We start from the raw sequence: 26,899 nt of genomic DNA, 5'->3' as shown, positions 1-26,899 counted from the left end.
GATTCATATGCCGGAAGTAAAAAAATTAACATCATTCCATGAACTCTACAAAGAATTGCTTCAAAAACAAATGAAAAATGAAGATATCAGCGAGGCTGACTATGATCCTCATCAGCTTGACTGCCTTTTAAATCCGGACCAGTATGCCCCGGTCATCCACACGGAATCATGTGAGAGCTGTGCCTATGACAGGGCATGCAAAAACAGCTGTATTTTTGACGCCATAGAAGAGGTTGACGGAAAGCTGGCTATCGATCCGGATAAATGCAGCGGATGCGGTGTCTGTATTGAGTCATGCAGGCTGGATAAGCTGGCAGAGAGCAAGGATATCTTCCCCGTGTTAAAAGAAGTGCGCAGTAAAGAAAAAGATGTTTATGCCCTGATCGCCCCTGCTTTCGTAGGCCAGTATGAAAATGCTTCCCCAGGACAGCTGAGAAGTGCACTGAAAGCCGCCGGATTCAAAGGAATGGTGGAAGTAGCGGTCTTTGCAGACATTCTGACTCTGAAGGAGGCTCTGGAATTTGACAAGCATATCAATTCAAGAGATGATTTCCAGCTCACCAGCTGCTGCTGTCCGGTCTGGATCGCCATGATCCGCAAAATCTACCATGAACTGATCCCCCACGTGCCGGGAGCAGTCTCCCCGATGATCGCGGCAGGGCGGGCGGTAAAGCATATTCATCCCGATGCGGTTACAGTATTCATCGGCCCGTGTATCGCAAAAAAGAAAGAAGCCAGGGAACCGGACATTGCAGATGCAGTGGACTATGTACTGACATTTCAGGAAGTACAGGATATTTTCGACGCGGCCGAGATACGGCCGGAAGAACTTGCCGACAACGACAGGGAACATTCCTCCAGGGCGGGCAGGATCTATGCCCACACCGGCGGCGTCAGCGAGGCCGTAAGGTCTACTGTGGAAAAACTCAGTCCGGGAAGGGAAGTTCCGGTCCGTGCACAGCAGGCAGACGGCGTCCCTGCATGCAAGGCCATGATCGAACAGATCCAAAAGGGCGAGACAGACGCCAACTTTTTTGAGGGAATGGCATGCAGAGGCGGATGTGTCGGCGGGCCTAAAATCATCATTGATAAGGACAAGGGAAAAAGAAATGTAGAGACCTACGGAAAAGAAGCACCATATAAAACACCCCTTGACAATCCGTATGTGATGGAACTTCTCCACCGCCTTGGTTTTAAAAATATGGAGGAGTTTGTGGAAAAGAGCGACATGTTTACCAGAGATTTTGCAAATAGTTAAAAATACAAAAAATATATATTTCCCATTAAAAATGCATCCGTTACAGAAAAATGAAATCTGTAACAGATGCATTTTTTATTTATTCCAAACTTGTTTCTTTCATTATTATGCCAGGAATCCAAAGTATACAATTACCACGATACCAAGCAGGATCCGGTAAATCCCAAAGACCTTAAAGTCATGTTTTCGGATGTAACTTAGCAGCAGACGGATTGCCAGGATGGACACTAAGAAGGAAACCACGGTTCCCACAGTCAGAAGAAGCCATTCACTGCCTGAAAACATTCCTACCTTCAGAAAATATTTGATCAGTTTCAGACCGCTGGCCCCGGCCATGACCGGAACTGCCAGGAAAAATGAAAATTCACTGGCAACATAACGGGAGCAGCCTAATAACACGGCTCCCAGGATCGTTGCACCGCTTCTGGATGTCCCCGGAATTGCCGCAAGCACCTGAAAACATCCAATAAAAAACGCCGCTTTATAAGTCAGATCCTCCAGTGACCGCATGGATGGACGCCTGTTTCTGCTCTCAATGACAATGAATGCAATACCGTACAAGATCAAAGTTGCCGCTATTACATAGACACCCGATAGATAATCTTCCAATATCATATCCAGCGGAAGCCCTACGATAATAATCGGTATGCACCCTACGATGACCTTTTTCCAAAGGTTATACGTATCCCGTTTTTCTCTTCTGCTCTTTTGCGGAGAAAATGGATTCAGTTTGTGAAAAAACAGAACCAGAACCGCCAGAATAGACCCGAACTGGATGACTACTTTGAATACTTCAAAAAACTCCGGACTTGAAGCCATTGGCCATATGTTGTCAAACAGAATGAGATGGCCCGTACTGCTGATCGGAAGCCACTCTGTGATTCCCTGGATAATACCGAGCACAATCGACTTTACGATTTCTATTACATTCATAATTTATCTCCCTTACATGTTTTTGTTTATTATATTTCACTTCAGGAAGAATTTCAACTTACAATACCGTCATTTATTATCCAGCGGCTGAATGAGATATTTATGACTGATATCCTGTAGTATTATATACGGCATTCCTTCACTAATGCATTTCTGGGGACATACGTCCCTGCACGTCCCGCAGCCGATACATGCTTCAGCTTTCCCCCGGATACACATCGTTCATCATCGGGTTCTCCTCAAAAACGCGGTCAATCTACATCTTTTGATCCGAAAGCTTTTTCACCGGGCCGGAAAGCCTCACCATCTGAAATTCTTTGTTCATCCCTGTGATAGCCGTATATTCATTTGCTATCAGCTGTCGGTAAAAGTCTTTCCCTCTTTCCGTACAAAAATACAGCTTTTCTCCCTCTGCGATCATGACATCGATAATGCGCACCTGGGGATGTCCTTCTTCATCTACCGTTGCAAACGCCGCATCTTTGATCTCTCTTAATAATTTAATACACGCTTCTGCTGTCATCCCTTTATCCTCCTTTGTGAATGCTTAGATTCTAATTTCATGATAATTCCCCGTTCTCCAAACGTAAAGTACGCACAAAAAAGTAGGATGGTTACCGCCAGGAAATCTGGTATCTTTCGGATACCGTAAAATTCGGAAAGGAGCGGCTAACTCTGATTAACCGCTCCTCACTATTCTTCACTGATGATTTCAGCTTTAAAGACATTAATCGTATCCGCGTCCGGACAACAGAACACCGCCGTTCCCTCCGGCTGACCCGGAATGTTTCCGCCATATCTTAAAATATCAACGTACGGAAACGCCACATGCATAGCCATCGGACAAAGCTGTCCCCTCTCCGTATCAAAATCAAAACTGTCTCCGGCCTTATGTCCCCGGTGACAACCGTGATCCCCTTTTCTTTCGATCAGTGTAAGTTTAATCTTCGGACGTCTCAAAATTCAGCACCTCCAGATTTTTCTCGATCGGTATTCCCTTAAACTTATCGGCTGTCTCTCTGTTGAGCAGGATCAGCTCTCTGACGGCGGTCATGGCCCGCTCGGCCGCTTTGTCAAGCTGTGTTCCGTTCAGTACCTGACTTGCCAGAACAGCCGAGAAAATATCTCCGGTTCCCGGAAAACGCACCGGAATCTGTTCAAATGGAAGCTCAGACACCGTATCCGTCTGATGGTCATAGATCAAAACAAAATCTCCGGCCTCCGTCTTTACACTCGTGATGACGATAGATTTTGCACCAAGCTTTCTGAGTTTTTTGAGAAGCTCTCTGCTCTCTCCTTCTGTGATGACTTCCTTTCCCTGATACATTTCCGCTAAAAAGCTTGCTTCCGTCAGGTTCGGCACGATCACATCGGCCAGGGAGCACAGATCTCTCATATAACCTACGGTTTTTCCTTCAATTCCGTTGTAAAGCTTCCCTTCATCTCCCATAATGGGATCTACAAAAATCCATGTTCCATTCTCTTTCTGATCTCTCAGATAGTCTGAGATCAGTTTTACCTGCTCTTCAGATGCGATAAACCCCGTGCAGACAGCGTCAAAAGAAAATCCCAGCTCCTCCCAGACTTTCATCGTCTTCCTCATATACTCTGTGGTCTCTAATATCTCAAACTTTCCATAGTCGAGAGTGTTTGAGACGAGTGCAGTGGGCAGGTTATATAAATTAAGTCCCGCATGGGTCATGACCGGCAGCATGGCAGACAGTGCCACTTTGCCGTAACCGGCCAGATCATTGATCAACAGTATTTGGTCTTTCATGTCATTCCTCATCTTTCTCTACTCTATATTTTTTTCCAAAACTCTTATGAGGCGCTTGTAGTCAATCGGTTTTGAGACATGATCATTCATGCCTGCTGCCAGTGCTTTAGCCATGTCCTCTGCAAAGGCATTGGCTGTCAGAGCGATCACCGGAACCGTAAGAGCCTGGGGATGTGTGCTGTTCCGGATCTCTTTTGCAGCGGTGTATCCGTCCATGACCGGCATCTGCAGATCCATAAGGACTGCCTGATAATGTCCCGGCTCAGATGCCAGGAACCTGTCGAGAGCCTCCTTTCCGTTCTCTGCATTTTCAACCACGAATCCCACTTCAGTGAGTATCGTCTCCGCAATCTCCATATTAAGTTCATTATCTTCTACCAGCAGAAGCCGTTTGCCCCTGAGTCTGTCCGAACACCGGGAATCAGCCCCTGGCACACCTTGTATTTTAAATCCCGTCATCCTGTGCTCCGTAACCTGATCCGAATCGGCGATCTTCAAATTCAGAGTGACGATAAAGCGGCTTCCCTGACCCTTCCGGCTTTCTGCCTGGCATTATTTAGCATAACACGGTTTATTCTCTGTGCCCATTTGCTTATAACAAAACTCAGATGATTTTCACTCCTAAGAAACGCACCAGATCCATAGCCTGCATCGGGCCGATCTTCATCCCGCGCAGTTCCCGAAAAGTATCGGATACCATGATTCCCTCGATGTTGCTGTCCGATAAGTCGATGCCTTCCAGCTGCGTCTTAAAAAAATCGACTCGGGAAAGGTTCACTTTTTCAAACCGGATTTTTTTAAACTTTACTTCCGCAAAAAACGCTTCACTGAAATCAACTCCTTTAAGTCTGCAGCCGTCCCAGAGCGTGCCTTCATAGTTGGCATAGTGATAACATCCTTCTTCAACCATTGTTGTGCGGAACGTGCTCTGACTGAAGTCTCCTCCGTCACCTTTGCATCCCCATATTTCCGTTTCTTTTAAATAGCAGGATTGAAATCTGCAGTTAGAGAAATCACAGTTCAGGAATTTTACATTGTAGAACATAGAACCGCTGAAATCACATGATACAAACCTGCATTTTTTGAAACAAACATGATTAAATTCTACCTTTACAGGCATTTCCAGACACAGTATCTCACCTTCATATTTTTTTTGTATCAGCGGCTCTTCCCCGGCTGCCGCCTTTATCACATCGTCTTCCAGCATTCCGCACCTCCTTTTGTCAATCCTTTTCCGCCGCCACGATCAGCATCATAGGACGGCGCAATCCATTGGCTGATCTTTTCTGCCAACGTTCAAAATCCTTCACGTAATGGAATGCAAGTGAGCTGATGACCACATCAAAAGATTCCTTTGGAAAGTCCAGATCTTCCATGGCATATCTTCGGTACCGGATCTTTTCATGGCTGTTCCTTTCTCCTGCAGTCTCTAACATTTTGCTGAAATATCAATGCCTGTCACAGATTCAGCCCCCTTCTGGGGCCCGTAGACCGCACTGCATCCATGATTCCCGCACAGAGGATTGGTCACGTCATATGCCATCTCAAACTTACATTCACTTAATTCCGGAAGCACGCAGGTGTCCGTAATCCTCTCAAGCTCAGCGAGTCCTCTGGCTCCAAAAGGAACCTGCTTACCCCCGGCATTCAGGAATCCGTATCCCAAAGCCTGAAGCATCTCAATCCCGCCGTCATTGGTTGCACTTCTGCCAATTCCAATGATAAATTTTCGGCAGCCTTTCTGCACAGCATCCCGGATAACTTCTCCAACTCCATAAGTTGTTGTGTACATCGGATTTCTGTCTTTTTCAGAAACCAGCGTTATACCGGCTGCACCAGACATTTCAATAACAGCTGTGCCGCAGCAGCTCATCTTTTTTTCCACAAGTGCTTTCACCTTCCCCCGTTTGCGTTATGTGTGTATCTTATGTTGACATTCGCTGCATTCTGCATCATGCAGGGAAATAATACCGCCGCAGTTCGGGCAGTGTTCCGGTTTTCCCCGGTCACTGTTCAGACATCCGGCACAAGGTTTTTTATGATAACAATGTTTGTAACAAACCATGCAGTTCATCCCACAGGGTGCAAACATGTCTGCTTCAATCTTCTCCGGCATTCTCATCTTCCAGCCTCCTTATGTTTCTTTTCCTTCCAGGAATCCGGCAATAACCTCTGCCGCCTTCTCGGCACAGGAGAGAATTGCGGGATGTACCCCTTCCGGGAAAATACATACTTCTGCATTGGTTTCTTTGGTTATTGCACGATATTCATCCAGAAAATCTGATCTGCACATGTCATCTCCCTTGCTGCCCATCAGCAGGAGAGGATTATTTAGCGCGCTCAGCGGCTTTGTAAATAAGGGCAGCTTCTCTTTGGCACACTGTACCATCGCACTTGTATCCATATCCACGATGCGTTCCCAGTCTTCCCCCTGGCACCACTCGTAAAATGCTGTCCCCATTTCGTCCTTCTTGGCATCTGCCCGCTCCTTAAGCAGATTCTCTGCAAAGTCGTCTGCCAGAGTACGTCCGTCAAAACTGTCCGCCACTACCTTGTCCACCAGATCGGGGCGTTCCAAGGCTGCATTGACTGCCGCCCATGCACCGCCGCTGGTTCCCACAAGGTTTACCTTTCCAAGATCCAGATGCTCAAGCAGAGCTATAGTCTGTCTTGCCTCTTCCATCCAGAGTTCCGCCGGAAATGCTTCCAGCCTGTCTGATTTCCCATGGCCCAAAAAATCAATAAGAATTACATGAAACTTATCTTCATATAAAGGCAGTATAAATTCAAACATCCTGGAAGATGCTGTGTTCCCGTGCAATAACACTACGGGTTTTCCGCTTCCTGTTTCTTTGTAATAAATCTTTTTTGACTGATAATTAAAATATGACATCCTTTGCCTCCTGACCGTTTCTTTGTTTACGCCTCTTATCGATCAGCAAGGCTATGGAAACACCAACGCCCTGCTGTCAGTGCTTCATCATCCAAATTCCCATAATCTCAACCTCCATTCTATGTATATGTTCAGTATAACATAGAACTGTGCAGATTCCATTCAATTTTTTGTCATCCTTCATCTTGACATTTCTTCTTTCTTGAAGCATGATTTGATTTTGTCAAGATTAGTTGACACTATTTCCTCAAGGATTTTGCATCCTATGCTGCTTCTTGTAGAGAATCATAGTATTGCTGTCGTTTTACCATTGGGGGAAGTCCTCCATTCGCTGAACAGATTCTCCGGTTATTCCAGTAGCTAATGAAATATCTCCAGATGAGTGTTTTTAGTTCTTCTGTGGTCATCTTCTCGCTATCATAGCGTTCGTACAACAGCTCTGATTTCATTCTGCCCCACATACTTTCACATCGGGCATTGTCGTGGCATCTTCCTCCCGCGCTATTCATGCTTTGTTGAATACCATATCTATAAATTGCCTCCTGGTAAATCTGACTGGTATACTGGCTCCCTCTGTCACTGTGAATGATTGCTCCACGGATATCCGGATATGCCTTGCTGGCATTTTCCAGTGTTTGTACACATAATGGGGCTTTCATGTTGGTATCCATCGCTAAACCAATCACACTGGAATCGAAACAATCAAAAATGGCAGAAACATAAAGTTTTCCATCGCTGGCTTTGATCTCTGTTATATCTGTTACGCATTTTGTCAGTGGTTTCTCCGCAGTGAAATCTCGTTTTAATAGATCTTCTGACTTTCTGGCTTCCCTGTCTGCCTTTGTGATCCCATTCGGCTTGCGTTTTGGATGATGTCTGATCCCAATCTCTTCCATGACGCGGTAAACCGTGCGTTCACTGGGAATATCAACGTTTTCAGGCTGTTTCAGGAGTAACGCCTGGTACATCCGAACCCGCCCATAAGTATCATTGCACTCGTCTTCTTCAACTATTTCCATCATGACATCTGCCAAAGGCTGGTACTTCCACGGACGGTCTATATTTGCAAGATACTGATAAAAGCCCTGTCTGCTGACATGAAGGACTCTGCAATAAAAAGTGATCTCTCCTTTTAATTTGCCGTCTTGCGTTTTTAAAGCAATAAACTTCATTCTTTCGTTTTTGCTGACTTCAGACGGCTCGCGGCGAAAAAAGCGCTGGCTTCCTCCAGAAAATCATTTTCTTTCTTCAAACGGCGGTTTTCTTTTTCCAGCTCTTTCACTTGTTGGCGAAGCCTTATGAGTTCCTCATTCAGTGTCATAGCGCTTTGTGGTGTCTGTGAGCCTGCTCCCAGATCAAGATTCCCAAGCCGGTTGGCCCTTACCCAGCCATACATGGTATTCTTGGGAACTCCCAGCTCTTTGGCGGCCTTAGCTTGTCCGATTTCTTTTGCCAGCTTGACGGCCTGTACTTTGTATTCGTGGTCATATTGCCTGTTTTCTGCCATTTTTGTTCACTCCTTATTCTCTTGATTATATACCCAATCCTTGAGAATGGGGTGTCAACTTTTTTTATACCACATCAATTTGATTAATATGATCTGTAATACATTTTTGAGGTTGCACATATGAAAAAGATTTTAGATGAGCGTTTAATTTATGAAATCCTCTCTGTAGTGGAAGAAATTCCCCTGGGGAAGGTTGCGACTTACGGCCAGATTGCCCGTCTGATCGGCAGAGAAAAAAACGCAAGACTTGTGGGCAGGGTCCTTGGCATGGCAGAGTACTACGGCAGTTATCCCTGCCACCGTGTGGTCAATCACGCCGGAAGACTGGTCCCGGGCTGGCATGAACAAGGACTGCTTTTATTAGAAGAAGGCGCTGTGTTTAAAGATGATTGGCATGTCGATTTGAAAGCTTGCCAATGGGACGAATAGACAGCTGCTTTATTATTCCTTATATTTGACACCGTTATAAACACAAGTGTCTGTAGAAAAATCACCGCAACTTGTATTAATTTCAAATTCAATTCCATACGCCAAAAGCATACGCAGGATATGCCCGCCTCTTTCAATAAGAGAGACGCCGTCCCCCACGCTCTGCCAGTAACCGCCAGAAATACTTTTCCTGTTTGCTGTGCGGTTCGGATTGCGTCAGCACTTTGTTGCGATATTTTATGTTGTTCATTAAGCAATGTCCCATCCAGATCACTGGCAAACAGTTTTATTTTCATACCGTTATTATTTCTCCTCGATTTTTATCAGATGAATGTCAAATACGTAAAAATCTTCTTTTACAAGAGGCACCGTAATTCCAATTTCCATCAGTTCATCTCCTCCGTATATTCTGCCTGTTGCTTCTTCATAATAGTCCGCATCAGGATCCAGCCCAAGCATCCGGAAACACCCATGAGAGTACAGGGGATTGAAAAATTTCTGATAGATTATCACTTTACACTCTTTTTTCCCCACGCATGACCACATATAATAATTCTGATTAGGAACCTCGTGACGGTAAAAAATGTCGTTACTAAAAAATTCCTGTTCTGACTTATATTGTGAAATCTGCTCTGAAATAATCTTTAATTCTTCTTCGCTGCACTTTGTTACATCCAATTCATACCCAAGATTGAAAAAACGGGCTGTCTGAAATCTTGTACGCAGTGATGTTGTTCTTCCCGTCTGATGGTTCGGCGTAATGCTTACGTGCGCTCCCATTACTTCTTTGGGATACAGAAGGCTGAAACCATTCTGGATTACCGCTCTGTCATAGCCATCTGTATTGTCACTGGCCCAATTTTGAGGCACATAATACAGCATGCCCGGATCAAATCTCGCTCCTCCGCTGGAACATCCTTCTACCAGAACCTTAGGATAAGCAGTTTTCAGCCACTCAAGGATTTCATATAACCCCAGGATGTACCTGTGGCTGGTTTCCTTACTATTTCCATCCCGGTAAGCTTGTGAATACACATCTGTCAGAGGCCGGTTCATATCCCATTTGATATAATCAATAAATCCTTCCCTCAAATAGGAATCTAGAACGTTTTTGATATAATCTCTTATCTCTGTTCTGGTCAGGTCCAGCAGGTACTCATGACGCCCTTCCGTATTTGGATATCCCGGAACGCCAAGGGCCCAGTCCGGATGAAGTTGGTACAGATCGCTTTTGAGGCTTATCGCTTCGGGCTCAAACCAAAGACCAAACTGAAGTCCCTGACTGTGAACCAGGTCTGCCGCCTGCCGGATCCCACCCGGCAGCTTTTTCTCATTGCATATCCAGTCACCCATGGAATCATGACTGTTGTTTCCTCTGCGAAACCATCCGTCATCCAGTACAAAGAGCTCGATTCCCAGTCTCTTGGCAATTATTACCTGCTCCTTTATTTTTTCCAGACTGACATCGTAGTACATAGCCTCCCACGAGTTTAAAAGCACCGGACGTACTTTTCCGGCAAATTCCCCGGGAATCAGATGTTCCCTGTACAAACGGTGAAAATTATGACTCATTTCATTTAATCCGTTGCCACTGTAATTTAACACTGCCTCCGGTGTACAGAAGCTTTCCCCAGGTTTCAGTTCCCAGGAAAACATATCCGGATGAAGCCCCATCTGAGCACGTATGTTACCGAACTGATCCTTTTCTATTTGTGCAAGAAAATTCCCGCTGTAAATAAGCTGAAAACCATATACTGTTCCCGAGGTTTCCGTTGTCTCGTGATCCATCAGAGCAGCAAACGGCTGATATTGAAGGCTGGAGCTGCCTCGCACGCTTTCAATCCGCTGTACACCATGATGAAGCGGAAATCTTTCCATGTTTGCCTCTTTTGCATGTGTTCCATAGAGAATCAGACCATCGTATTCTTTCGCCGGAAGTTCCAGAGACATGCTCTGGATATTCTCAATACATATAGATCGGCTGCCTGTATTTTGCAGCTTTTGATGACGCATCAGGACGCCGATATCCGGTAAAATGGTATAATAAAGATACAATTTTAATTCTGCCATCTCATCCCTGCAGACCACTTCCAGCGTTTCAGCCTCTCCTTTTTTCGCAATAATGCCAGGAAGCCCCGGAAGTGATGGCTTATCCGGTAAAACTCTCCAGTTCTCGAATCTAAAATCCGCATGCCGGATCCCTGAAGCTGTCACGAAAGAAATTGCTGGGATTCTGTAATCGCCACTGTCTCTTACAGGATATTCAAATGGGAAATCGTCAAAAGATACATTCTCCACACTGCAGCTGTGGCTGGTATTATATCCTCTTTTAAAATACAGAGGGATTCCTGTCCCTCTGTACTTCCGGATTGTTTTCCCAAAATACCTGTGTATCAGATATTTCCCGTCAACAACCTCCATCACATAACTGATCTTGTTGTTACTGATATGTACGATGTGATCCTTTAAGACAATACTCATGCCGCATTCTCCATTTTTTTGTTAAATCCAAACAACCACGTAAGAATAAATGCTACCGCAAAAGCTACTACATTTACAAATATATAAATCGGAAGCTGTTCATTCAGGTATAAAAGAGTTCCCGGAATACCAGTGATTGACATTCCAGTTGCTTTTAAGTGGAACAAAGAAGCAAGGAAACCTCCAATTCCTCCACCGATCATGGACATGATAAATGGTTTCACAAATCGCAGATTTACACCAAAAACAGCCGGCTCTGTAATTCCGAGAAGCGCTGACAGACAGGAAGGGTATGCGACCTGTTTTGTCTTATTTGAAGCTGCTTTGATAGCTACTGCAAGAACAGCGCCCGCCTGAGCTACATTTCCGCATGTTCCGATTGGATTTAAGTAATTCCATCCATCATTAGCCAGCATACTGATTTCCAGGAAGTTCAGGATATGGTGTATACCAAATATTCCAAGCAACTGTCCAAAACTACCATAGATAAGTCCCCCGATTCCCATCGGAAGGAACAGCAGGTTCTCTACCACAAATAAAACTCCATTTTCCACATAGTGAAGAATCGGTCCAAGCACAAACAGAGCCATCACAATACCAACAAAAAGTGTGATAAACGGTGTCACGATCAGATCAAGGGCATCCGGTACATGTTTTCGGAGCCATTTTTCAAATTTTGCCGTGATAATACCAGTAGCGAAAGCCGGCAGGACTGATCCCTGATATCCTGCCACTTTGATAAATCCGAAAAATACAAGCGGATCTGCCACTCCTGATCCAACGTCGTAAGAACTTGGAAGGCTCGGGCTTACAAGCATGAGACCAAGTACGATTCCGATGACCGGGCTTCCGCCGAAATTGCGAAATGTAGACCAACAGACGAGCGCAGGCAGGAACGAAAAAGCAGTATCCGTCAAAATCTGTGTAAATGTCAGCAGGGAAGCTGGGATATCTTCCGGTGTCATTCCAAATACTCCCAGCACTGCTTGCTGTGTCAGAAGGCCTCTGAGACCCATGAAAAGACCGGTCGCCACCAGAACCGGAATAATCGGTACGAATACATCTGAAAACATCCGAATGGCTCTCTGAAATTTATTTCCATAAACCACTTCTTTCTTTTCTTCAACCTGCCCCTCATCTGGTCCGCCGGTAATCTTAATAACTTCATCATAAATTCTGTTTACCAATCCTGTGCCCAGAATAATCTGATACTGACCGGAATTGAAAAAAGATCCCTTTACTTTATCCAACGCTTCTACTTCTTTCACCTGGATCTTCTCTTTGTCCGACACAACTATCCTAAGCCTCGTTGCACAGTGCCTTACGGAAACAATGTTTTCTTTGCCGCCAACAAGTTCAACAATCTTTTTTGCCAACTCTTTGTCACTCATTATGCATACCTCCTGTATTGATCTCTTTACACTCAATCTCTGATTTTTCTGTCATTCCTTTAAAAATAACGGTTTGCCCTTCTCCTTTTGAATAGATCCTCGAAGACAGCACATACTCCCCTTCATTTAAAAATATCTCAATACTGGACTGATCCAGCCATAATTCCAATGAATAAAGCATTTCCATTGGAAAACTCTTTTGTTCTTCCGTCTTATTTACCCAGTCATACCTTACAAATGTGAAAACTTTTTCACTTCCATTATAGAATATCTTTGTACCATCTTCTGGAAACCTTATGAATATTCCCTGATCCAAATCTGATCCTGACACTTTAACAAATGCCGCTTTCTGGGGGAATACCGCTTTTATTTCTTTCGTTTTCGGCATCTCTAAAGGAATTTGCTTTCCTTTCAATCGTTCGAATTCTTCCGGGACCCTCTGATATAACCTGCCATTTTTCACATTCAGTTCTCTTGGAAGCGTCAGGCAATGAATGTTTCTCTCTTCAGCCGCAAAAATCTGCTCCTGCATTTCATTCATTCGTGACATCCATCCGAACATAATCCTTCGTCCCTTATCATCACAGAATGTCTGCGGTGCATAGAAGTCAAACCCCTGATCAAAACGACAGTGTTTATCGAGGTCACGGTCACCAACCGTTTCCGTTTTCTCATCAAACTCCATGATCTTATATGCGGAAAAACTAACTCCGCATACATCGTTATCGTTGTCACGTTCCTGAGGATTGAACATTAAAACATGTTTACCGTCCAGTTCAAACAGGTCCGGACATTCCACCATTTCATACATCTCTGTTTCAGCCAGATTTCCCTTTACGCTCCAGTGAACTCCGTCACAGGAACTTGCCAGAGCAACAGCGCCTTTCCCATTACTCTTCTGGGCACCGATTACCATAAAATAGCCCTGGCGGCTTCCCTTAAACACTTTCGGATCCCTGAAATGTTCCGTATAATCTGCCGGAGTCTCCAGCACGCATCCGTGTTTAAGATATTTTCTTCCGTCTGAACTCACCGCCATGCACTGATAAACTTTTCTCCGACCATCCGATTTTGTGTTCCCGGTATAGAACAGGCATAACTTATCTTCTATCACACATGCGCTTCCCGAGTAGACGCCGTCCTGATCATAAATCTGATCTGGAAGCAAGGCGCTTCCTTCAAATGTCCAGTTCAAAAGATCTGATGATTTAAAAAGCCCCCATTCCTTGTATCCATGATCCTTTGCGAATCGGTTCCATTGAAAGAAAACATAGTATTTTCCTTTAAAATAAGCCAATCCGTTTGGGTCATTTAAGAGGCCCCGGTCCGGTTCAAGATGATACTTTTGTCTCATCCCACCCACTTTGTATTACTCTCCTTTCTCCTTTTTTCTACAATCATAATAAAATAAACAGAATTCATTTTATATAGAAATTACATAAAAAAATATGGAAAAACCTAACCTTTTTGTTTATAATAAAACCATGAAAGAATATAAAGAAACTCAACACTCCTTAATTTACAAATCAAATTCCGATCTTTCCTTTTACAGTGCTGGTTACGAAGACTGTTTACCAGGATACCACTATGGACCGAAGTACCGTTCCTACGATTTAATTCATTTCGTGTTAAAAGGTAAGGGAAAACTTCATATCAATGAGCACATATTCCACCTTTCCACTGGAGATGCTTTTATCATTCCTGCGGGTAAAGTTTCCTATTATGAAGCTTCAACAGACGATCCATGGAGTTATGCTTGGATCGGCTACCTCGGAATCAGTTCGCAAACTTACACATACCAGCTTATGACCTCCTCCGAAGATATTTATATCATCCATCAGCTTGATACCGAAAAATACGAAGAAGTCATTTCTCAGATTCTAGGTCTGCAGGGGAATACGACAAGCCAATATTTTAAGGCAAATAGTCTGCTCCTTAATATTATCGGCATGCTCTTTGAAGATGTTTCTTTTAACGAGCGAAGCTGGGGAAAAGTATCCGTTGCAGATGAAGTAAAGTTTTATTTAGATACCAATTATTCAGAAAAAATAGTGATAAAAGATCTGGCAAAATCTTTCGGAGTCCATCCAAATTATCTAAGCAGAATTTTTTCTGAGAAATTTGGATACTCTCCAAAACACTATCTTCTAAAATTAAAGTTAAAAAAAGCCTGCCGTCTGTTGATGACGACAGGACTTCCTGTTTCTGTGATCGCCGGTTCCCTTGGTTTCGAAGATCAGCTGGCTTTTTCAAAACTTTTTAAAAAGGAATTTTCTCTGTCTCCCACTGAATACAGAAAATATAATCGACCTGGCAGTTTGGCGAACGATAAAAGTTAATATTAAAAGAACTAGTATTCTGATGTGGTATTACGGTGTTTATATGCTTTATTAATGTCAGATAATGCCTATTACATCTTTTTTCATGATATTCCTCACTTTCTATGATGGTTAATACAGCAACATTCCGAAATATGTGACGATATTTTCATTCATATACTTTAGGTTTGCAGTTTCTTCCAGCTTGGCAACATTGCTCCCAAAACCTTCTAAAGAAGGAGATAACATTTCTGAATTTCTGCATTTTACTGAAGGATAAGTACAGTTTTTACACCGTTTACATCCTTCGTTTGATAATATGAGAAAAAAATGCAACTGTGGTTTTATCACTGTATATAATCGACTGCACAGATCCTTGAACCCACTGTGTCCTCTTATCATTCCTTCATAATCGAAGGAATTGTCCAAAGGATAAACGGCATTAAATACCAGTGCTCTTGCATATTGGCGTCAGTCATCAACTGTACCCACAGCCGGAGGACAAGCCCAGGACTTCCCGTACAGGCGGCAGACATTATCCTCACATATTTTTCTGATTTCTTGATCAAAAATAATTTCTGTTTTGGAAATGATTCCAAATTGATAAATACCTATTTCTATTATCTCGTTTTTTTTAGCATGTTCGAACCTTCCTCAAAATAAGTTTGTGAAGAAAATGTATAGTAGAATCCGAAATCTAAGAGAAGATCGTGATCTCACGCAAAAACAAATGGGCGAGATCTTAAATTGCAGCCAGCCAGATGACAAGCGCCTTTACCCCCGTAAAAAGGATGGAAATCAATAGATTCTGCCCGGCTTTTCGTTCCTCCACTTCTGGAAATATTCTGTCTTTTTGCAATCTCGGTGTCACTCATTTCCAAGAAATAGTACATCAATAAATTTTCACAGTTACGTTCGGACAGCTTTTTCAAGGCTTGTGCCAATTCATCATCACAAATACGAATATCATTACCGCCTTTCCGTTATGACGTGAAAAGTGTTTGTCCCTCTTTCCGCACCATATAGGGAATTGCAGGTGTGATTTGCTAAGTTGAAACCGAAAAAATTTGAAAAATTATTTGCACTAAAAAAGCCCGCACAAAACATATGGTTTGTACGAGCCTTTAAAGCCGTATTGCATTCAATTTTTTGTAAAGATTTATTAAATTGTATTTGATTGTATAGAATTGTACTCAAAGCTTTCCATAACGTTAGCCCCCTTAAAGCACTTTCTAGTATCTAAAAACATCATTCTACAACATAACAGATTTCAATAAACCTTAATACATCTTGTCGTCCTCGCTATCTTTTGAACGATTGTTAGAATTTCTCCTTTGGTTATACTTCTTCATAATTACAATTTTAAGTAAACCAACGACAATCAAAACCACAACAATGATAATCCACCAGTATTGTTCCATAACCTACTTCCCTCCTTTCCCTTTCAATAGCCTTAAATCATCTTCCCTGTCCTATGCAGAATAGAGAAGTTCATTCGTATTAACATGTACCATACAATGTTTACATTGTGGAAAGTTGTTTTCAATCGTTTGATGGACTCCCTCAGCAATCCTTGTAAACCAGTACATCCACTCTTTTATAACAATGGATAAGACTGCCGCCGTAAGTGCGATTCCACTAGCAGCAGAAAGCGTATTGTACTGTTCTGAAAAGATTTTCTTGATACCTGAATATCCAATTCCAGCACCTGTTATAGCCAATGCGACAGAAAGAATAATGGAAGCCACACATTCCATACGTTCATGCCCATAAGGATGTTCTCTATCAGGCTGTTTTTCTGATATTTTAATTCCAACCATCACAACGATTGTGCTTAATACATCAGAAGCCGAGTGTACAGCGTCCGACAGCATGGCACTTGACTTTCCTATATATCCGGCAGCAAATTTAAGTAGCGATAAACTCAGGTTGATGATTAGTGTGATTTTGGAAACCTGAATAGCCTTATTTATATTTTTGTTTTGCAGAAGTCTACCTTTTTCCATAATATGTCTCCTTATCCTGCCAGCTTCCGAAACAGACGTTTTGTAAGGAAGTAGTACCAGACTAAAGCTACCACCAATCCTATGGAGAAATAAAGAACCGCTTCATTCTGCATGGCTTTCGCTACCCAAAATGATGGAAGGAAGCCAACCGCGAACTGGTAGTAACTATCAATAAAAAAGGGGGCTGGTATTCCGAGTAATGTAAGTGCAGCTAGTTTTGTAACTGCCATACCCTCTAATTTATTGCTTGATAATGTAATAATCATAAGTGAAACAATAATTGCCTGTACTGAGCCGAGAAGCGCCAAACATATTGTCATTCCAATGGACAACTTTTCTAATGAAAAAAGTAACAGTACAATAAAAGCGATGATTGCCGAAATAATTGAGGGTACTCCCAACCTTGTAAAGAGATACCCCGACTTACCAAGAGGGGTAATCGAAAAGTACCGTGACACTTTATCGTCGATTTCCTCTAATGTAATCATTGCAAATGCAAAGCAGAGTAATACAGGAGCCATGATAGAAAGTAGTAAATCAAAAATCGGATAGTATGCTTGCAAAGAAAAATCTGTTATTCTTTCAAGAAAGGGAATACCGAATTTAATCAAAGCTCCCATGACAAAAGGCGTAAAACAAGCTGCAAACATCATAGGGTCGCTCTTGATTTGTCTAAATACCTGTATGGTACTGGATAATATCCTTTTCATAGCTTTACACCTCCTAAACTTTTCCACATATGCTTAACTGTATGTCGCGCAACTATGTAGAGGATAATCAACGTAGCAATTACAAGTACCATATCAAACGATAGTAAAATGCTTTTTCCAGTTATAAGGTTCATGCAAGCTGTGAACGGAAAAAAGCGGAATATATCTGGTAACTTTACAAACAGACCAACGATAGGTGGAACAAAGCAAACAATTTCTATCGGCATAATCACAATGAGAAATTGGTTCAAGTTTGAAATTTTTGTAGCCGCAATAATTCCAAGCATAGTAAAGATTGCTGATGTCAAAGCCGTACCAACTGCGATACTAAGTAACTGATTGCTACCGGAAACTAATCCTAATATCATTGCAATTACCGTAGATATGGCAATCAACGCAACTGTTTTTGAAAGTATATATTCGGACATTTTTACGGGAGACACTACAATAGCATTTAATACCTTTTGACTTTTTTCTAAAAGGACAATCGCTCCCATAAAAAACAATCCCATTGCTGCCGGGTCAGAGTATATCATGATAGAAGCAATATCCGTTTTCCAATGTCCCGGCAAAGAGGCAATCCCACACACATATAAAACTGTTAATATAAAGTAGATAAAATAGAAACCATATTTCCATTGGAAATGTATATCACTACAAATTAAACGTCCCAATCTCATTGAAGTGTCCTCCCTGTAATATCAACAAAAATATCATTTAATGTAGGCTCACTACTATGAATAGAAAGCAAACGGTTTTCGGAAATTAAACTTTTTAACAACTTATCTTCTGTGGTTCTATCAAGCAGACATTCTCCGGTTTTCTCGCCTTTATCATAGTAGGTATATTGTATTTTGGCAGCTCCCCTTGACATAATCAAATTATGCGGGCTATCCAATGCACTGACTTTTCCGGCAACGATAAAGGCTACTTGGTCACATAGCTCTGTTGCGTCAAACATATTGTGAGTAGTAATGATAATCGTTTTTCCGCGTTTCTTTTCCGCAAGAATAATGTCTTTCATTAAACGATTATTTGTAGGGTCAAGACCGCTTGTAGGTTCATCAAGGAATAATATATCAGGGTCATGGACTAACGCTTTAATGAAATTCAAGCGAGAACGCATACCTTTGGAAAAGTCAGCAACTTTTTTGTCCCCGTCATTTTCCAAGCCTACCATATGCAATAATTCATCAATAGACCGAGGTTGCTTTTCATATAGAGAAGCAAAATAGGCGAGATTTTGTCGTGCTGTGAATTTCTCATAGCAGGTTGAAAATTCAAAGTCTACTCCAATATTTTCATAAAACCGATTTGTGCGTTCCTTTATTTCAATACCTGAAACTTTTACACTGCCTTTATATTTTGTGTTAAGCCCAGTCAATACTTTTTGTATGGTTGACTTTCCGGCTCCAGAGGGTCCTAAAAAGCCGAAAATTTCTCCCCTCCCAACATGGAAACTTACATTCTCAACAAACGGTTTGTCAGTATAGCTAAAATACAGTTTTTTTACATCAATCATTATTCTTTCCTCCTTTAACTTTATGACGTTTACAGATATATAGTCATATATACTGTAAAAAATTTGTTTGGCTACCTGCCTGTCAAATAACCAAACAAAATTGTTACTCTGCTACTACTTGCTGAATAATACCATTCACTAAAAGATTTTGTATCATATTCAGTTCTTCGTCCTCTTTGAATTGTTCCAAACAGGATAAAACAGAATACAGGGATTTTATGATAACTGTATGCGGAACCAAAAATATAACCCCTAAATCTTCCAGTATCTCCAATATACGAATATCACTGTACATATGATTTTCAAAAATATCTGACGATATTTTTCTTTGCAGATAGTCCATTAAAGATAAATCAATCTGTGAAAGAATAGGCGAAGTAATCACCCCCGTTAAACTTAGCATAATAACGTCCTTTGCTAAATCTCTATGGTTCTTATACTTTTTCTTTTTAATGGTTGTTTCTATACTTGTAAATAACTCTTTTTGTAAACGAAAATTGATTTCAACATATAGGTGTTCTTTACTGGGATAAAAAGAATAGAAAGACCCCTTTGATATGTTTACAGCGGCTACTAAATCATCAACCGTTACTTTTTTCAAACCGTGTAATGCAAACAGCTTTTCTCCTTCTATCAAAAGTTTACTGCTAATGATCTCTTTCTCTTGTTCTGTAAATCGTGGCAATTCTCATAACCTCCTTACGACTAAATCATTAGTATCATCATGAAAAGTATAGCATTTGCTGCTCATATTATCAATATGCTATCCTAGATATTTATGCAATGTAGGTTCCAATGCGTTTATCGTCGTGTCCGTATCCTCATTAAAAATCATGTGACGATTAAGTTCTAAAGTAAGTAATTCCTTTTGCGGCGCATGGATTAAATCAAATACTTTGCTGGTATAATCAAAGCTAAAAAGCGGGTCGCCTTTGGCTGTAATTAAAATAACTGGACATTGTATTGAGCCGTTCTCCAAGCACGATAAGTCAGCATTAAATAAACTGGCGACAAATCTTAAAGGATAATATGGTAAAAGCATAGGGTCGTTTAAGCAATCTTGTTTTGCCTGTTCGCTATAAAATACTTTGTCATAGTCTAAATAAGCGTCTCCCGGAACCTTGTAGTTAGGCAACAACTTTCCGCCCACACGAAAGCCCCACTGTATCAGCCCCATAAAACGGTGTGTCCATGCAGGATACTTTGTTAAGCTCATAGTTTCTTTTAGTGTAGTCAGCATGATATTATGTGGAAAAACGGCTTTTAATCTTGTATCCCTACCCGCCGCCATTGCTGCTAAAATCCCGCCTTGACTGGAACCCATGACGGCTATGTTAGCTCCGAAATTTTCTATTCCGTAAGTTGTTGCGTCATATACATTATACAGCAAATCTTCCATTGTATAATTTTGTTTGATTTTAGGGCTTTTCCCGTGTGAAAGATAATGAACACCTATTATATTAAATCCTCTTGCACCCAGTCCACATAGAAAATTCTCATACATGAGAGGGTGCGACATAGTACCCGGCAAAAAAACAATGGTAGGACTACCTCTTTCTGTATACCAGATAGAAAGGGTTATCGGAACATTATTTGAAGATATGCTAACTTCTTTATACATACCTCATACCTCCATTATGACTGATTTGATTTTATAGTCATATTATATCTTATTGCAAGCAGGAAGTCAACAGCATTTCATCATAAGAAGCTCGCACATTATCACAATTCCAGCCTAAATGAACACTTAATCTCTGCCAGACAACTAACTGTCTTAAAAGGTAGGCGTGCTTGCTACTAAGCCCTGTGTGGTTTTTTGCATACTGTTTTACATATTCAATGGATAACGCAACGTCGGCAATCTGGTCAGCACTCATGCGGTCGCTTGCATTAGAACGTATTTTATAACCGTTTTTGAAAGCCTGTTGATGTCGATACAATAAGCGTCCTCGTCCTCGACTTTCATGTGTCCCTCGTTAAAGGTTTCTGTAATAGAGCCGTCATTATTGACACGCTCTACGATATCAACACGCTCGGCAGACTCCGTCCAGTATTGCTTTTCCGACGCATGAACGGGTGTACTCGGCAAAGTGGTAACGACAGTTGCAAGAGCTAAGAAGCCCGTACATAATCGTTTCAATATCTTTTTCATAATTTTTAGTTCTCCTTTCATTTGGGTAAAAAAATAGACGCTCATTTCTGAACGCCCTACAATCGAGTAGGGGAGATTAAATCTCCCCTCTCACACCACCGTACATGCCGTTCGGCATACGGCGGTTCAACATAACTTCAAAGCATGACGTTCCATGTAATAATCGTAGCAACTCACAAGCCCTGCCTGTTTCAGCTTTTCTTTTGAGATTGCCCTGACTACACAGGTTTTCGTTACTATCCATTGATAGTGGTCTCCCATGTATGATGTCTGTCTTGCAAGGTCTTTTCCTATACCCAGCTTCTGCAATCCCCACTGCCGTTTCTTCGGTACTTTCCATTGTTTCCAGATTATTACTCGCAGTCTTGTACGCAAATGTGCGTCTATGTCGGTCATTGCTGTTTTCATCCTACCTATTGCAAAGTAGTTTATCCAACCTCGGATTACCCTGTTGAGCTGTTTTACCCTTTCCGCAAACGCCATTGATTTTCTTCTTTCTGTCAGCTTCTTTAACGTCCTCTTAAATTTCTGCACAGAATCCTTGTGTGGTCTGCACTTCCATTCTTTCGTCTTGGAATCTTTCCAGAATCCAAAGCCGAGATATTTGAGGTTCATTGGTCTTGTTATGTGTGTTTTATCTGCTTTTACTTTCAGACCAAGCTTCCTCTCTATCCAGTCCGTTATCGAATACATAACACGTTTGGCACTTGCTTCGCTTCTGACTGCTATTACACAGTCGTCAGCGTACCTCACGAAGCGCAATCCACGTCTTTCCATCTCTTTATCCAGTTCATTCAGCATGATATTAGACAATAGCGGCGACAGATTGCCACCCTGCGGCGTTCCCTGTTCTGTTTTCTCATACCTGCCCTGCACCATGACTCCTGCTTTCAGATATTTCCGTATCAGCGATTCCGTATCTCCGTCATTTATGATGTTGTGGACAAGGCTCATCAACTTATCCTGCGGTACGTTATCGAAGAATTTCTCTAGGTCTATGTCCACTATCCACTCATATCCCTCATTGAGGAACATGAGCATATCTTTGATAGCCATTTCACAGCTCCTGTTTGGACGGAATCCGTAACTGTGGTCTGAAAACAGCGGCTCGCACATAGGGCTGATTATCTGTGCTATACCCTGCTGGATTACCCTGTCCATGACTGTCGGTATTCCAAGTTTTCTTTTGCTTGCGTTAGGCTTCGGGATTTCTACACGCCTCACGGGTTGAGGTTTGTAACTCCTTCCTCTGATTTGCTCCCTGATACTGTTCCAGTTCTTACGGATAAATCCATCAAGTTCTTCCTGTTCCATGCCGTCAACGCCGCCTGCACCCTTATTGGCACAGACTTTCTTATATGCTTCGTTCATGTTCTTTTTCTCCAGTATCTTTTCCAACAATTCCGACATACTTTGTGTGCTTCACTCCTTTCCGCTCCCTGTGATTTGTCCTATGTTTATGCGTTTACAGCTCATATACGTTTCGCCTACATCCGCTTGTCGAATACTCACAGGTACATACATTCGTCTGCACGGTTACATTGTTCAGCCCTTCAGATTTCTCCTACTATGGCTTCTGCTGACTTCTCACAGTTCGTTGTTACTACGGCTGATGAAACCGCCTGTGAGACCTCACGGGATAAGTCCGTGTTCTTTCCTCGTCTACCCTCCCGATTTACGCACATGGGTTACGGCTACCTTTAGGGCTTCGTTGCTTTAAGTCAACTTACCCACCATGTACGCCTTAATATCGGGTTTCTGTCCGTAGGGCTACGATTTCGCTATCCCTTCTTCTCGCCCACACCTCACGATGCAAACCTTGGGAGTCGCTTACAAGTTCGTCGGTAGCTACGCCTATGTGGACTTGCACCACAGAACACGGACATGCCCGTCATACTTAAAAAGGGGTACTTTTTTACAAGTACCCCTCAAATTCAATATTTAATTTGTTGTGTTTCCACACTCTATATCAACTACTACTGAAACATTGATATAGTTTTTAATCTCTTTATTTCGGATTTTATCACCCTCACTTGTAAACACGATATGCTTGAAAAAGTGCCTAAAATTAAGGATTTCTACATAGTTTTTCGTTGTAGCAACACACAAGTCTCCACATGAGTATCAAATTAAAACATATCCCCACAAAATCACGGAAATATGGACAATACTTATACAGTACTAACACTGATTGTGCATCCCTTTTCCCACAAAAAATATATTTAATACTCATTTTTACACCATTTATTATCTTCTGCTGTTTCCTACTTTATAAATTCTGTTTTCCTTTTTCTTCTAATTCCATCAAAAACTTATCGTAATCAGACATAAATAGTCTGTCTTGTACAATACGATATTTTTCAAATTCTGTTTCTGCATGGAGTTTTGCCTGCTCTGCACTAATCTTACCTGCACCTGTAAGTATCTCGTTTCCGTTAAATTCCAGAAAACCATCTAACCGCTTTGCCCAATCTTCCATACTCATCGGAATATGACGTTCTGCCTGCAATTCTGCATAATCAAGATATAAAGATACAATCCTTTCCATATAGGATATTTCTTTGTCATTTAAATAATTCTTTGCGATTGACACATCAGCTTTTACAATTTTTCCATTTGGAGCTGCTTCCCATGTAGATAATCCCATGTGTTCCTTCTCCGCATTAGCCCGTTCAACAATAAGTTCTGCTGCCGTATGTCTATGAACAGCCCAATGCATTTTATTTTGTACGGTCCGGAAAAAACGTCTGGTAGTCCCCGCATCCTTATCATAATCAAAAGCAGTAGCATATAGGTCAGTAATCTTTTGGTAAAATTTACGCTCTGAAAGCCTTATCTCACGAATGTTCTCTAACTGCCGCTCAAAATACTCATCTGTGAACATATGACCTTTTTTTAGACGTTCTTTATCCATTGTCCAGCCCTGGATGGTATAATCTTTAACAATTTGTCCTGACCACTTACGGAAACGCACTGCACGCTCATTGTTTACCTTAAAACCGACTGCGATAATCATCTGCAAATTATAATGGATAACTTCACGGTTTACCTGTCTTGTTCCTTCCGTTTGAACTATTCGGAATTTCCGAATAGTTGCTTCCTCAACAAGCTCACTATCATCATATATTTTCTTAATATGCTCATTTATTGTCGGCAAACTTACGTCATAAAGCTGTGCCATCATTCTCTGCGTCAGCCATATATTCTCATCCTCATAGCGCATTTCCATGCTATGCGCATTATCTCCGATAGATGCGACATACGTCAGATATTCTGCTGCCGAGCTATGGATAGCTATCTCATTTTTCTTTTTTGTCATTATATTTCTCCCAATGCAATTTTTCATCGTTACTCTAACACCAAAACCGCCTTTGTCTAACAAGTTCAAATTTTATTTATATAAATCCTTTCTCAGTCGCATTACCAACACATTAAATTGTTCTTCATTTTGTTGTTGGATAAATTTTTCTACTTCTTTCGTCAAACCGTCATCCTTGGAAATCAGCTTCAGCTTAGGAATTGCCATTTTTAAATCATTTATTGCATTATTTCTATTTTCATCATCCGATAATTCTTGTTATATCTGGCAACTCCTAAAGAAAGCTTGGCTTCAGCAGGAAAAAGTACAATTTGTGCAAATACAATTATTGATTCATACACTCTCTTTTTTTCCTGCATCGGCTGAAAAATGAAGGTAGATAAAATTAATGTAATCAAAGAAGAACCCAATATACTAATAACTATTGATATCACATTATCTATACTCATGTTTCTAACCTCAAAAATACATATTATATAACCTCAAAATGCTTCAAGGCATCTTTGATTGCTTCTACTTTTTCTGGTGTTGGATGCTTCCTCGGCTGTTTCAATTCCTCTACCGCATTTGGAGCATCGTACATCGGCAAACCTAATTTCCTCTTTACCTCTGCAATATATGCGGTATGTACTTTGAAGCCATATTTCGCTTCTATGTACTCCTGTATCATCTTGTAAGTAACTCGCTCTTTCGGCTTGTAGGCTTCTGCTCTTTCAGAAATCGCCTTTAGCGGAACCTTGTCCTCACCCTCGCCAAACTCTACTTTTACGTTGATATGACTATCTGGCTTTTTGTGGGAAAGCAGTACCACCGTCTCAACATGCACCGTCGAAGGAAACATATCCACACATCCCCCTCTCTCAACTTCATACCCGGCCTCCCGAAAGATTTCCAGATCCCTCGCCAAGCTCGTAGGCTTACAGCTGATATAAACCATCTTCTCCACCCCAAAGTCAATGATCTTCTGAATTGCTTTCGGATGTATCCCATCCCGGGGCGGGTCCAGCACAATAAAGTCCGGCTTGTCTTCCAGCTCATCGATCACCTTCAGCACATCCCCTGCGATAAATTCACAGTTATCAAGCCCATTGAAACCGGCATTTTCCCTGGCAGCCTCCACGGCTTCTTCGACGATCTCCACACCGACCACCTTCTTTGCCACCGGCGCCAGCATCTGGGCAATGGTCCCGGTTCCGCTGTACAAGTCAAAGATGACCTTGTCCTTCGTCTCTCCTACATACTCCCTGGCAGTCTCATACAACACTTCCGCCCCCAAAGTATTAGTCTGGAAGAAAGAAAACGGAGAAATCTTAAATTTCAGCCCAAGGATTTCCTCATAGAAAAAGTCCTCCCCGTAAATTGTCTCTATCCGGTCTGCCTGCACCACATCGGCCAGACTGTTGTTCATCGTATGCAGAATCCCCCGGATGCTGCCGTGAAGGGGCAGAGAGAGCATCTCCTCTGCCAGAGGCTTCATATCCACATCAGCCTGGGAAGTTGTGACGATATTGATTAGCAGGTCCCCATTTGCCTCGGAACGGCGGATAACCAAGTGCCTTAGATATCCCTCGTGGCTCATTTTATGATAAAAATCACAGCCTAATCGTGAAAAATAATTTAATGCACAGGAGACGAGCAGATTATAATCATTATCCACAATTTTGCAGTCCGTAATGTTGACAATATCGTGGAATGTATTCTTCTTATGCATGCCCAGGGCCAGCGGGCCTTCTTTGACTTCATCTCCAAAGGAAAACTCCATCTTGTTGCGGTATTCCCACCATTTAGGGCTTCCTTTGATTCCCTCCCATTTTTCATCGGGGATATAATCCTTTAAAAGCTCCCGTACCTGACCCTCTTTGATTCTCAGCTGGTTTTCATAGGAAACCGTCTGATAAAAACAGCCCCCGCAGGTCCCGAAATGAGGACACCTTGGGATACCATCCTCCATCTCAGACGGCTCCAGCACTTCTACCAGTCTGGCGACAGCTTTGTCTTTCCGAAGCTTGGTCACCTGTCCTGCGATTCTTTGGCCCTGGATGACCCCTTTGACTGTGATCTCCCGGTCCTCAAATGCAAATGTCCCTTTATTCGGAAACTCTGTCTTTTCAATCAAGCCTTCTACAAAATCCTTCTTTTTCATCTTTTGACCTCAACTCTAATTTATTTTTCTTTATACGACGAAAAAACTGCCTGTGCCATT

General features: G+C 42.0%; 30 protein-coding genes and 3 pseudogenes. 3 read left to right on the top strand and 30 right to left on the bottom strand.

Going from position 1 to position 26,899, the window contains the following annotated elements; genetic code table 11:
• Nucleotides 1–7 precede the first annotated feature (7 nt).
• Nucleotides 8–1,258: a [Fe-Fe] hydrogenase large subunit C-terminal domain-containing protein gene (locus P8F77_RS03710; RefSeq protein WP_024728494.1), complete on the top strand. Its 1,251-nt coding sequence runs from the start codon at nt 8–10 to the stop codon at nt 1,256–1,258.
• A gap of 105 nt (nt 1,259–1,363) precedes the next feature.
• On the opposite strand, the gene P8F77_RS03705 is transcribed toward P8F77_RS03710, so the two are convergent.
• The 13 genes and pseudogenes from P8F77_RS03705 to P8F77_RS03645 form a co-directional block, all read right to left on the bottom strand.
• On the bottom strand, nt 1,364–2,191 hold the full coding sequence (locus P8F77_RS03705; protein WP_024728495.1) for an undecaprenyl-diphosphate phosphatase: 828 nt from the start codon (nt 2,189–2,191) through the stop codon (nt 1,364–1,366).
• Nucleotides 2,192–2,260: 69 nt separating this feature from the next.
• Complete coding sequence (locus P8F77_RS03700; RefSeq protein ID WP_235824586.1) at nt 2,261–2,410, bottom strand: 4Fe-4S binding protein; 150 nt, start codon at nt 2,408–2,410, stop codon at nt 2,261–2,263.
• Nucleotides 2,411–2,447: 37 nt separating this feature from the next.
• Entirely contained in the window at nt 2,448–2,714 is a 267-nt protein-coding gene (locus P8F77_RS03695) for a pyridoxamine 5'-phosphate oxidase family protein (RefSeq protein WP_051405242.1), read from the bottom strand.
• Between the two features lie 170 nt (nt 2,715–2,884).
• Entirely contained in the window at nt 2,885–3,151 is a 267-nt protein-coding gene (locus P8F77_RS03690) for a TIGR04076 family protein (RefSeq protein WP_024728496.1), read from the bottom strand.
• Nucleotides 3,132–3,968, bottom strand: a complete 837-nt coding sequence (locus tag P8F77_RS03685; RefSeq protein WP_024728497.1) for a pyridoxamine kinase — start codon at nt 3,966–3,968, stop codon at nt 3,132–3,134. Before P8F77_RS03685 ends, P8F77_RS03690 begins: the two co-directional genes overlap by 20 nt.
• 18 nt (nt 3,969–3,986) lie before the next feature.
• On the bottom strand, nt 3,987–4,466 hold the full coding sequence (locus tag P8F77_RS03680; RefSeq protein WP_347256345.1) for a response regulator: 480 nt from the start codon (nt 4,464–4,466) through the stop codon (nt 3,987–3,989).
• Nucleotides 4,467–4,572: 106 nt separating this feature from the next.
• Nucleotides 4,573–5,175 carry a pentapeptide repeat-containing protein gene (locus P8F77_RS03675; RefSeq protein WP_024728499.1) on the bottom strand — a complete coding sequence of 201 codons (603 nt, stop codon included), beginning with the start codon at nt 5,173–5,175 and terminating at the stop codon, nt 4,573–4,575.
• Nucleotides 5,176–5,191: 16 nt separating this feature from the next.
• The gene (locus P8F77_RS03670) at nt 5,192–5,404 is read right to left on the bottom strand and encodes a methyltransferase domain-containing protein (protein ID WP_024728500.1); all 213 of its coding nucleotides are present in this window, start codon (nt 5,402–5,404) and stop codon (nt 5,192–5,194) included.
• A gap of 32 nt (nt 5,405–5,436) precedes the next feature.
• A pseudogene (locus P8F77_RS03665) lies at nt 5,437–5,829 on the bottom strand (glycerate kinase); the annotation flags it as partial.
• Nucleotides 5,830–5,880: 51 nt separating this feature from the next.
• Nucleotides 5,881–6,090 (bottom strand): hypothetical protein, encoded by a 210-nt coding sequence (locus P8F77_RS03660; protein ID WP_024728502.1) that lies wholly within the window; start codon nt 6,088–6,090, stop codon nt 5,881–5,883.
• 12 nt (nt 6,091–6,102) lie between these two features.
• Complete coding sequence (locus P8F77_RS03655) at nt 6,103–6,861, bottom strand: alpha/beta hydrolase (RefSeq protein WP_024728503.1); 759 nt, start codon at nt 6,859–6,861, stop codon at nt 6,103–6,105.
• A gap of 263 nt (nt 6,862–7,124) precedes the next feature.
• A complete protein-coding gene (locus P8F77_RS03650; RefSeq protein ID WP_129702286.1) occupies nt 7,125–8,033 on the bottom strand; it encodes an IS3 family transposase in 909 nt (302 codons plus the stop codon).
• Complete coding sequence (locus P8F77_RS03645) at nt 8,030–8,368, bottom strand: transposase (RefSeq protein WP_129702288.1); 339 nt, start codon at nt 8,366–8,368, stop codon at nt 8,030–8,032. The genes P8F77_RS03650 and P8F77_RS03645 overlap by 4 nt, the downstream gene beginning before the upstream one ends.
• Nucleotides 8,369–8,488: 120 nt before the next feature.
• Between P8F77_RS03645 and P8F77_RS03640 the strand changes: the two genes are divergently transcribed.
• Nucleotides 8,489–8,797 carry an MGMT family protein gene (locus P8F77_RS03640; RefSeq protein ID WP_024728504.1) on the top strand — a complete coding sequence of 103 codons (309 nt, stop codon included), beginning with the start codon at nt 8,489–8,491 and terminating at the stop codon, nt 8,795–8,797.
• Here P8F77_RS03640 and P8F77_RS03635 read toward each other — a convergent pair.
• Genes P8F77_RS03635 through P8F77_RS03620 form a run of 4 tightly spaced genes read right to left on the bottom strand, consistent with a single transcriptional unit; the run spans nt 8,680 to nt 14,023 of the window.
• Nucleotides 8,680–9,093, bottom strand: a complete 414-nt coding sequence (locus P8F77_RS03635) for an HAD hydrolase family protein (protein WP_081723884.1) — start codon at nt 9,091–9,093, stop codon at nt 8,680–8,682. The two genes, P8F77_RS03640 and P8F77_RS03635, sit on opposite strands and share 118 nt — an antisense overlap.
• Nucleotides 9,094–9,100: 7 nt before the next feature.
• Nucleotides 9,101–11,278 (bottom strand): alpha-galactosidase, encoded by a 2,178-nt coding sequence (locus tag P8F77_RS03630; protein WP_024728505.1) that lies wholly within the window; start codon nt 11,276–11,278, stop codon nt 9,101–9,103.
• Nucleotides 11,275–12,669 (bottom strand): sucrose-specific PTS transporter subunit IIBC, encoded by a 1,395-nt coding sequence (locus P8F77_RS03625; protein WP_024728506.1) that lies wholly within the window; start codon nt 12,667–12,669, stop codon nt 11,275–11,277. The genes P8F77_RS03630 and P8F77_RS03625 overlap by 4 nt, the downstream gene beginning before the upstream one ends.
• Nucleotides 12,662–14,023 (bottom strand): glycoside hydrolase family 32 protein, encoded by a 1,362-nt coding sequence (locus P8F77_RS03620; RefSeq protein ID WP_024728507.1) that lies wholly within the window; start codon nt 14,021–14,023, stop codon nt 12,662–12,664. Before P8F77_RS03620 ends, P8F77_RS03625 begins: the two co-directional genes overlap by 8 nt.
• 94 nt (nt 14,024–14,117) lie before the next feature.
• On the opposite strand from P8F77_RS03620, the gene P8F77_RS03615 reads away from it, so the two are divergent.
• Nucleotides 14,118–15,008, top strand: coding sequence for an AraC family transcriptional regulator (locus P8F77_RS03615; RefSeq protein ID WP_235824585.1), 891 nt, complete (start codon nt 14,118–14,120; stop codon nt 15,006–15,008).
• 695 nt (nt 15,009–15,703) lie between these two features.
• Here the strand turns inward: P8F77_RS03615 and P8F77_RS03610 are convergent.
• The 13 genes and pseudogenes from P8F77_RS03610 to rlmD form a co-directional block, all read right to left on the bottom strand.
• A pseudogene (locus tag P8F77_RS03610) lies at nt 15,704–15,961 on the bottom strand (hypothetical protein); the annotation flags it as partial.
• Nucleotides 15,962–16,459: 498 nt separating this feature from the next.
• A complete protein-coding gene (locus P8F77_RS03605) occupies nt 16,460–16,993 on the bottom strand; it encodes a cation diffusion facilitator family transporter (RefSeq protein WP_270433053.1) in 534 nt (177 codons plus the stop codon).
• An 11-nt stretch (nt 16,994–17,004) separates the two neighbouring features.
• Nucleotides 17,005–17,703, bottom strand: a complete 699-nt coding sequence (locus P8F77_RS03600; RefSeq protein ID WP_024728510.1) for a hypothetical protein — start codon at nt 17,701–17,703, stop codon at nt 17,005–17,007.
• Nucleotides 17,700–18,383 carry a hypothetical protein gene (locus P8F77_RS03595; RefSeq protein WP_024728511.1) on the bottom strand — a complete coding sequence of 228 codons (684 nt, stop codon included), beginning with the start codon at nt 18,381–18,383 and terminating at the stop codon, nt 17,700–17,702. Before P8F77_RS03595 ends, P8F77_RS03600 begins: the two co-directional genes overlap by 4 nt.
• Nucleotides 18,380–19,225 carry an ABC transporter ATP-binding protein gene (locus P8F77_RS03590; protein ID WP_024728512.1) on the bottom strand — a complete coding sequence of 282 codons (846 nt, stop codon included), beginning with the start codon at nt 19,223–19,225 and terminating at the stop codon, nt 18,380–18,382. The genes P8F77_RS03595 and P8F77_RS03590 overlap by 4 nt, the downstream gene beginning before the upstream one ends.
• Nucleotides 19,226–19,328: 103 nt before the next feature.
• A complete protein-coding gene (locus tag P8F77_RS03585; protein WP_024728513.1) occupies nt 19,329–19,910 on the bottom strand; it encodes a TetR/AcrR family transcriptional regulator in 582 nt (193 codons plus the stop codon).
• 78 nt (nt 19,911–19,988) lie between these two features.
• A complete protein-coding gene (locus P8F77_RS03580; RefSeq protein WP_347256344.1) occupies nt 19,989–20,846 on the bottom strand; it encodes an alpha/beta hydrolase in 858 nt (285 codons plus the stop codon).
• 76 nt (nt 20,847–20,922) lie between these two features.
• Nucleotides 20,923–21,377: pseudogene (locus P8F77_RS03575) on the bottom strand (hypothetical protein); the annotation flags it as partial.
• A gap of 126 nt (nt 21,378–21,503) precedes the next feature.
• Nucleotides 21,504–22,787 (bottom strand): group II intron reverse transcriptase/maturase, encoded by a 1,284-nt coding sequence (gene ltrA, locus P8F77_RS03570; RefSeq protein WP_347256343.1) that lies wholly within the window; start codon nt 22,785–22,787, stop codon nt 21,504–21,506.
• 859 nt (nt 22,788–23,646) lie between these two features.
• Entirely contained in the window at nt 23,647–24,696 is a 1,050-nt protein-coding gene (locus tag P8F77_RS03565; protein ID WP_024728515.1) for a virulence RhuM family protein, read from the bottom strand.
• A gap of 72 nt (nt 24,697–24,768) precedes the next feature.
• Nucleotides 24,769–24,903 (bottom strand): hypothetical protein, encoded by a 135-nt coding sequence (locus tag P8F77_RS03560; protein WP_347256342.1) that lies wholly within the window; start codon nt 24,901–24,903, stop codon nt 24,769–24,771.
• Between the two features lie 11 nt (nt 24,904–24,914).
• Entirely contained in the window at nt 24,915–25,145 is a 231-nt protein-coding gene (locus P8F77_RS03555) for a hypothetical protein (protein WP_287519549.1), read from the bottom strand.
• A gap of 23 nt (nt 25,146–25,168) precedes the next feature.
• Nucleotides 25,169–26,839 carry a 23S rRNA (uracil(1939)-C(5))-methyltransferase RlmD gene (gene rlmD / locus P8F77_RS03550; protein ID WP_270432400.1) on the bottom strand — a complete coding sequence of 557 codons (1,671 nt, stop codon included), beginning with the start codon at nt 26,837–26,839 and terminating at the stop codon, nt 25,169–25,171.
• Between the last annotated feature and the right edge of the window lie 60 nt (nt 26,840–26,899).

The organism is Anaerostipes sp. PC18, assembly GCF_039789045.1.
GTDB lineage: Bacteria > Bacillota > Clostridia > Lachnospirales > Lachnospiraceae > Anaerostipes > Anaerostipes hominis.
Note: the sequence above shows the minus strand (reverse complement) of the source record. Positions and strands in the feature narration are given on the sequence as shown.

Coding starts and splice junctions, on each gene's coding strand:
- P8F77_RS03600 (WP_024728510.1), bottom strand. CDS start 17,703: ATGAAAAGGATATTATCCAGTACCATACAGGTATTTAGACAAATCAAG.
- P8F77_RS03625 (WP_024728506.1), bottom strand. CDS start 12,669: ATGAGTGACAAAGAGTTGGCAAAAAAGATTGTTGAACTTGTTGGCGGC.
- P8F77_RS03710 (WP_024728494.1), top strand. CDS start 8: ATGCCGGAAGTAAAAAAATTAACATCATTCCATGAACTCTACAAAGAA.
- P8F77_RS03670 (WP_024728500.1), bottom strand. CDS start 5,404: ATGTTAGAGACTGCAGGAGAAAGGAACAGCCATGAAAAGATCCGGTAC.
- P8F77_RS03640 (WP_024728504.1), top strand. CDS start 8,489: ATGAAAAAGATTTTAGATGAGCGTTTAATTTATGAAATCCTCTCTGTA.
- P8F77_RS03580 (WP_347256344.1), bottom strand. CDS start 20,846: ATGTATAAAGAAGTTAGCATATCTTCAAATAATGTTCCGATAACCCTT.
- P8F77_RS03605 (WP_270433053.1), bottom strand. CDS start 16,993: ATGGAAAAAGGTAGACTTCTGCAAAACAAAAATATAAATAAGGCTATT.
- P8F77_RS03615 (WP_235824585.1), top strand. CDS start 14,118: ATGGAAAAACCTAACCTTTTTGTTTATAATAAAACCATGAAAGAATAT.
- P8F77_RS03645 (WP_129702288.1), bottom strand. CDS start 8,368: ATGGCAGAAAACAGGCAATATGACCACGAATACAAAGTACAGGCCGTC.
- P8F77_RS03650 (WP_129702286.1), bottom strand. CDS start 8,033: ATGAAGTTTATTGCTTTAAAAACGCAAGACGGCAAATTAAAAGGAGAG.
- P8F77_RS03630 (WP_024728505.1), bottom strand. CDS start 11,278: ATGAGTATTGTCTTAAAGGATCACATCGTACATATCAGTAACAACAAG.
- P8F77_RS03685 (WP_024728497.1), bottom strand. CDS start 3,968: ATGAAAGACCAAATACTGTTGATCAATGATCTGGCCGGTTACGGCAAA.
- P8F77_RS03590 (WP_024728512.1), bottom strand. CDS start 19,225: ATGATTGATGTAAAAAAACTGTATTTTAGCTATACTGACAAACCGTTT.
- P8F77_RS03555 (WP_287519549.1), bottom strand. CDS start 25,145: ATGAGTATAGATAATGTGATATCAATAGTTATTAGTATATTGGGTTCT.
- P8F77_RS03675 (WP_024728499.1), bottom strand. CDS start 5,175: ATGCTGGAAGACGATGTGATAAAGGCGGCAGCCGGGGAAGAGCCGCTG.
- P8F77_RS03695 (WP_051405242.1), bottom strand. CDS start 2,714: ATGACAGCAGAAGCGTGTATTAAATTATTAAGAGAGATCAAAGATGCG.
- rlmD (WP_270432400.1), bottom strand. CDS start 26,839: ATGAAAAAGAAGGATTTTGTAGAAGGCTTGATTGAAAAGACAGAGTTT.
- P8F77_RS03660 (WP_024728502.1), bottom strand. CDS start 6,090: ATGAGAATGCCGGAGAAGATTGAAGCAGACATGTTTGCACCCTGTGGG.
- P8F77_RS03620 (WP_024728507.1), bottom strand. CDS start 14,023: ATGAGACAAAAGTATCATCTTGAACCGGACCGGGGCCTCTTAAATGAC.
- P8F77_RS03560 (WP_347256342.1), bottom strand. CDS start 24,903: ATGGCAATTCCTAAGCTGAAGCTGATTTCCAAGGATGACGGTTTGACG.
- P8F77_RS03635 (WP_081723884.1), bottom strand. CDS start 9,093: ATGAAAATAAAACTGTTTGCCAGTGATCTGGATGGGACATTGCTTAAT.
- P8F77_RS03655 (WP_024728503.1), bottom strand. CDS start 6,861: ATGTCATATTTTAATTATCAGTCAAAAAAGATTTATTACAAAGAAACA.
- P8F77_RS03705 (WP_024728495.1), bottom strand. CDS start 2,191: ATGAATGTAATAGAAATCGTAAAGTCGATTGTGCTCGGTATTATCCAG.
- P8F77_RS03595 (WP_024728511.1), bottom strand. CDS start 18,383: ATGAGATTGGGACGTTTAATTTGTAGTGATATACATTTCCAATGGAAA.
- ltrA (WP_347256343.1), bottom strand. CDS start 22,787: ATGTCGGAATTGTTGGAAAAGATACTGGAGAAAAAGAACATGAACGAA.
- P8F77_RS03565 (WP_024728515.1), bottom strand. CDS start 24,696: ATGACAAAAAAGAAAAATGAGATAGCTATCCATAGCTCGGCAGCAGAA.
- P8F77_RS03700 (WP_235824586.1), bottom strand. CDS start 2,410: ATGTGTATCCGGGGGAAAGCTGAAGCATGTATCGGCTGCGGGACGTGC.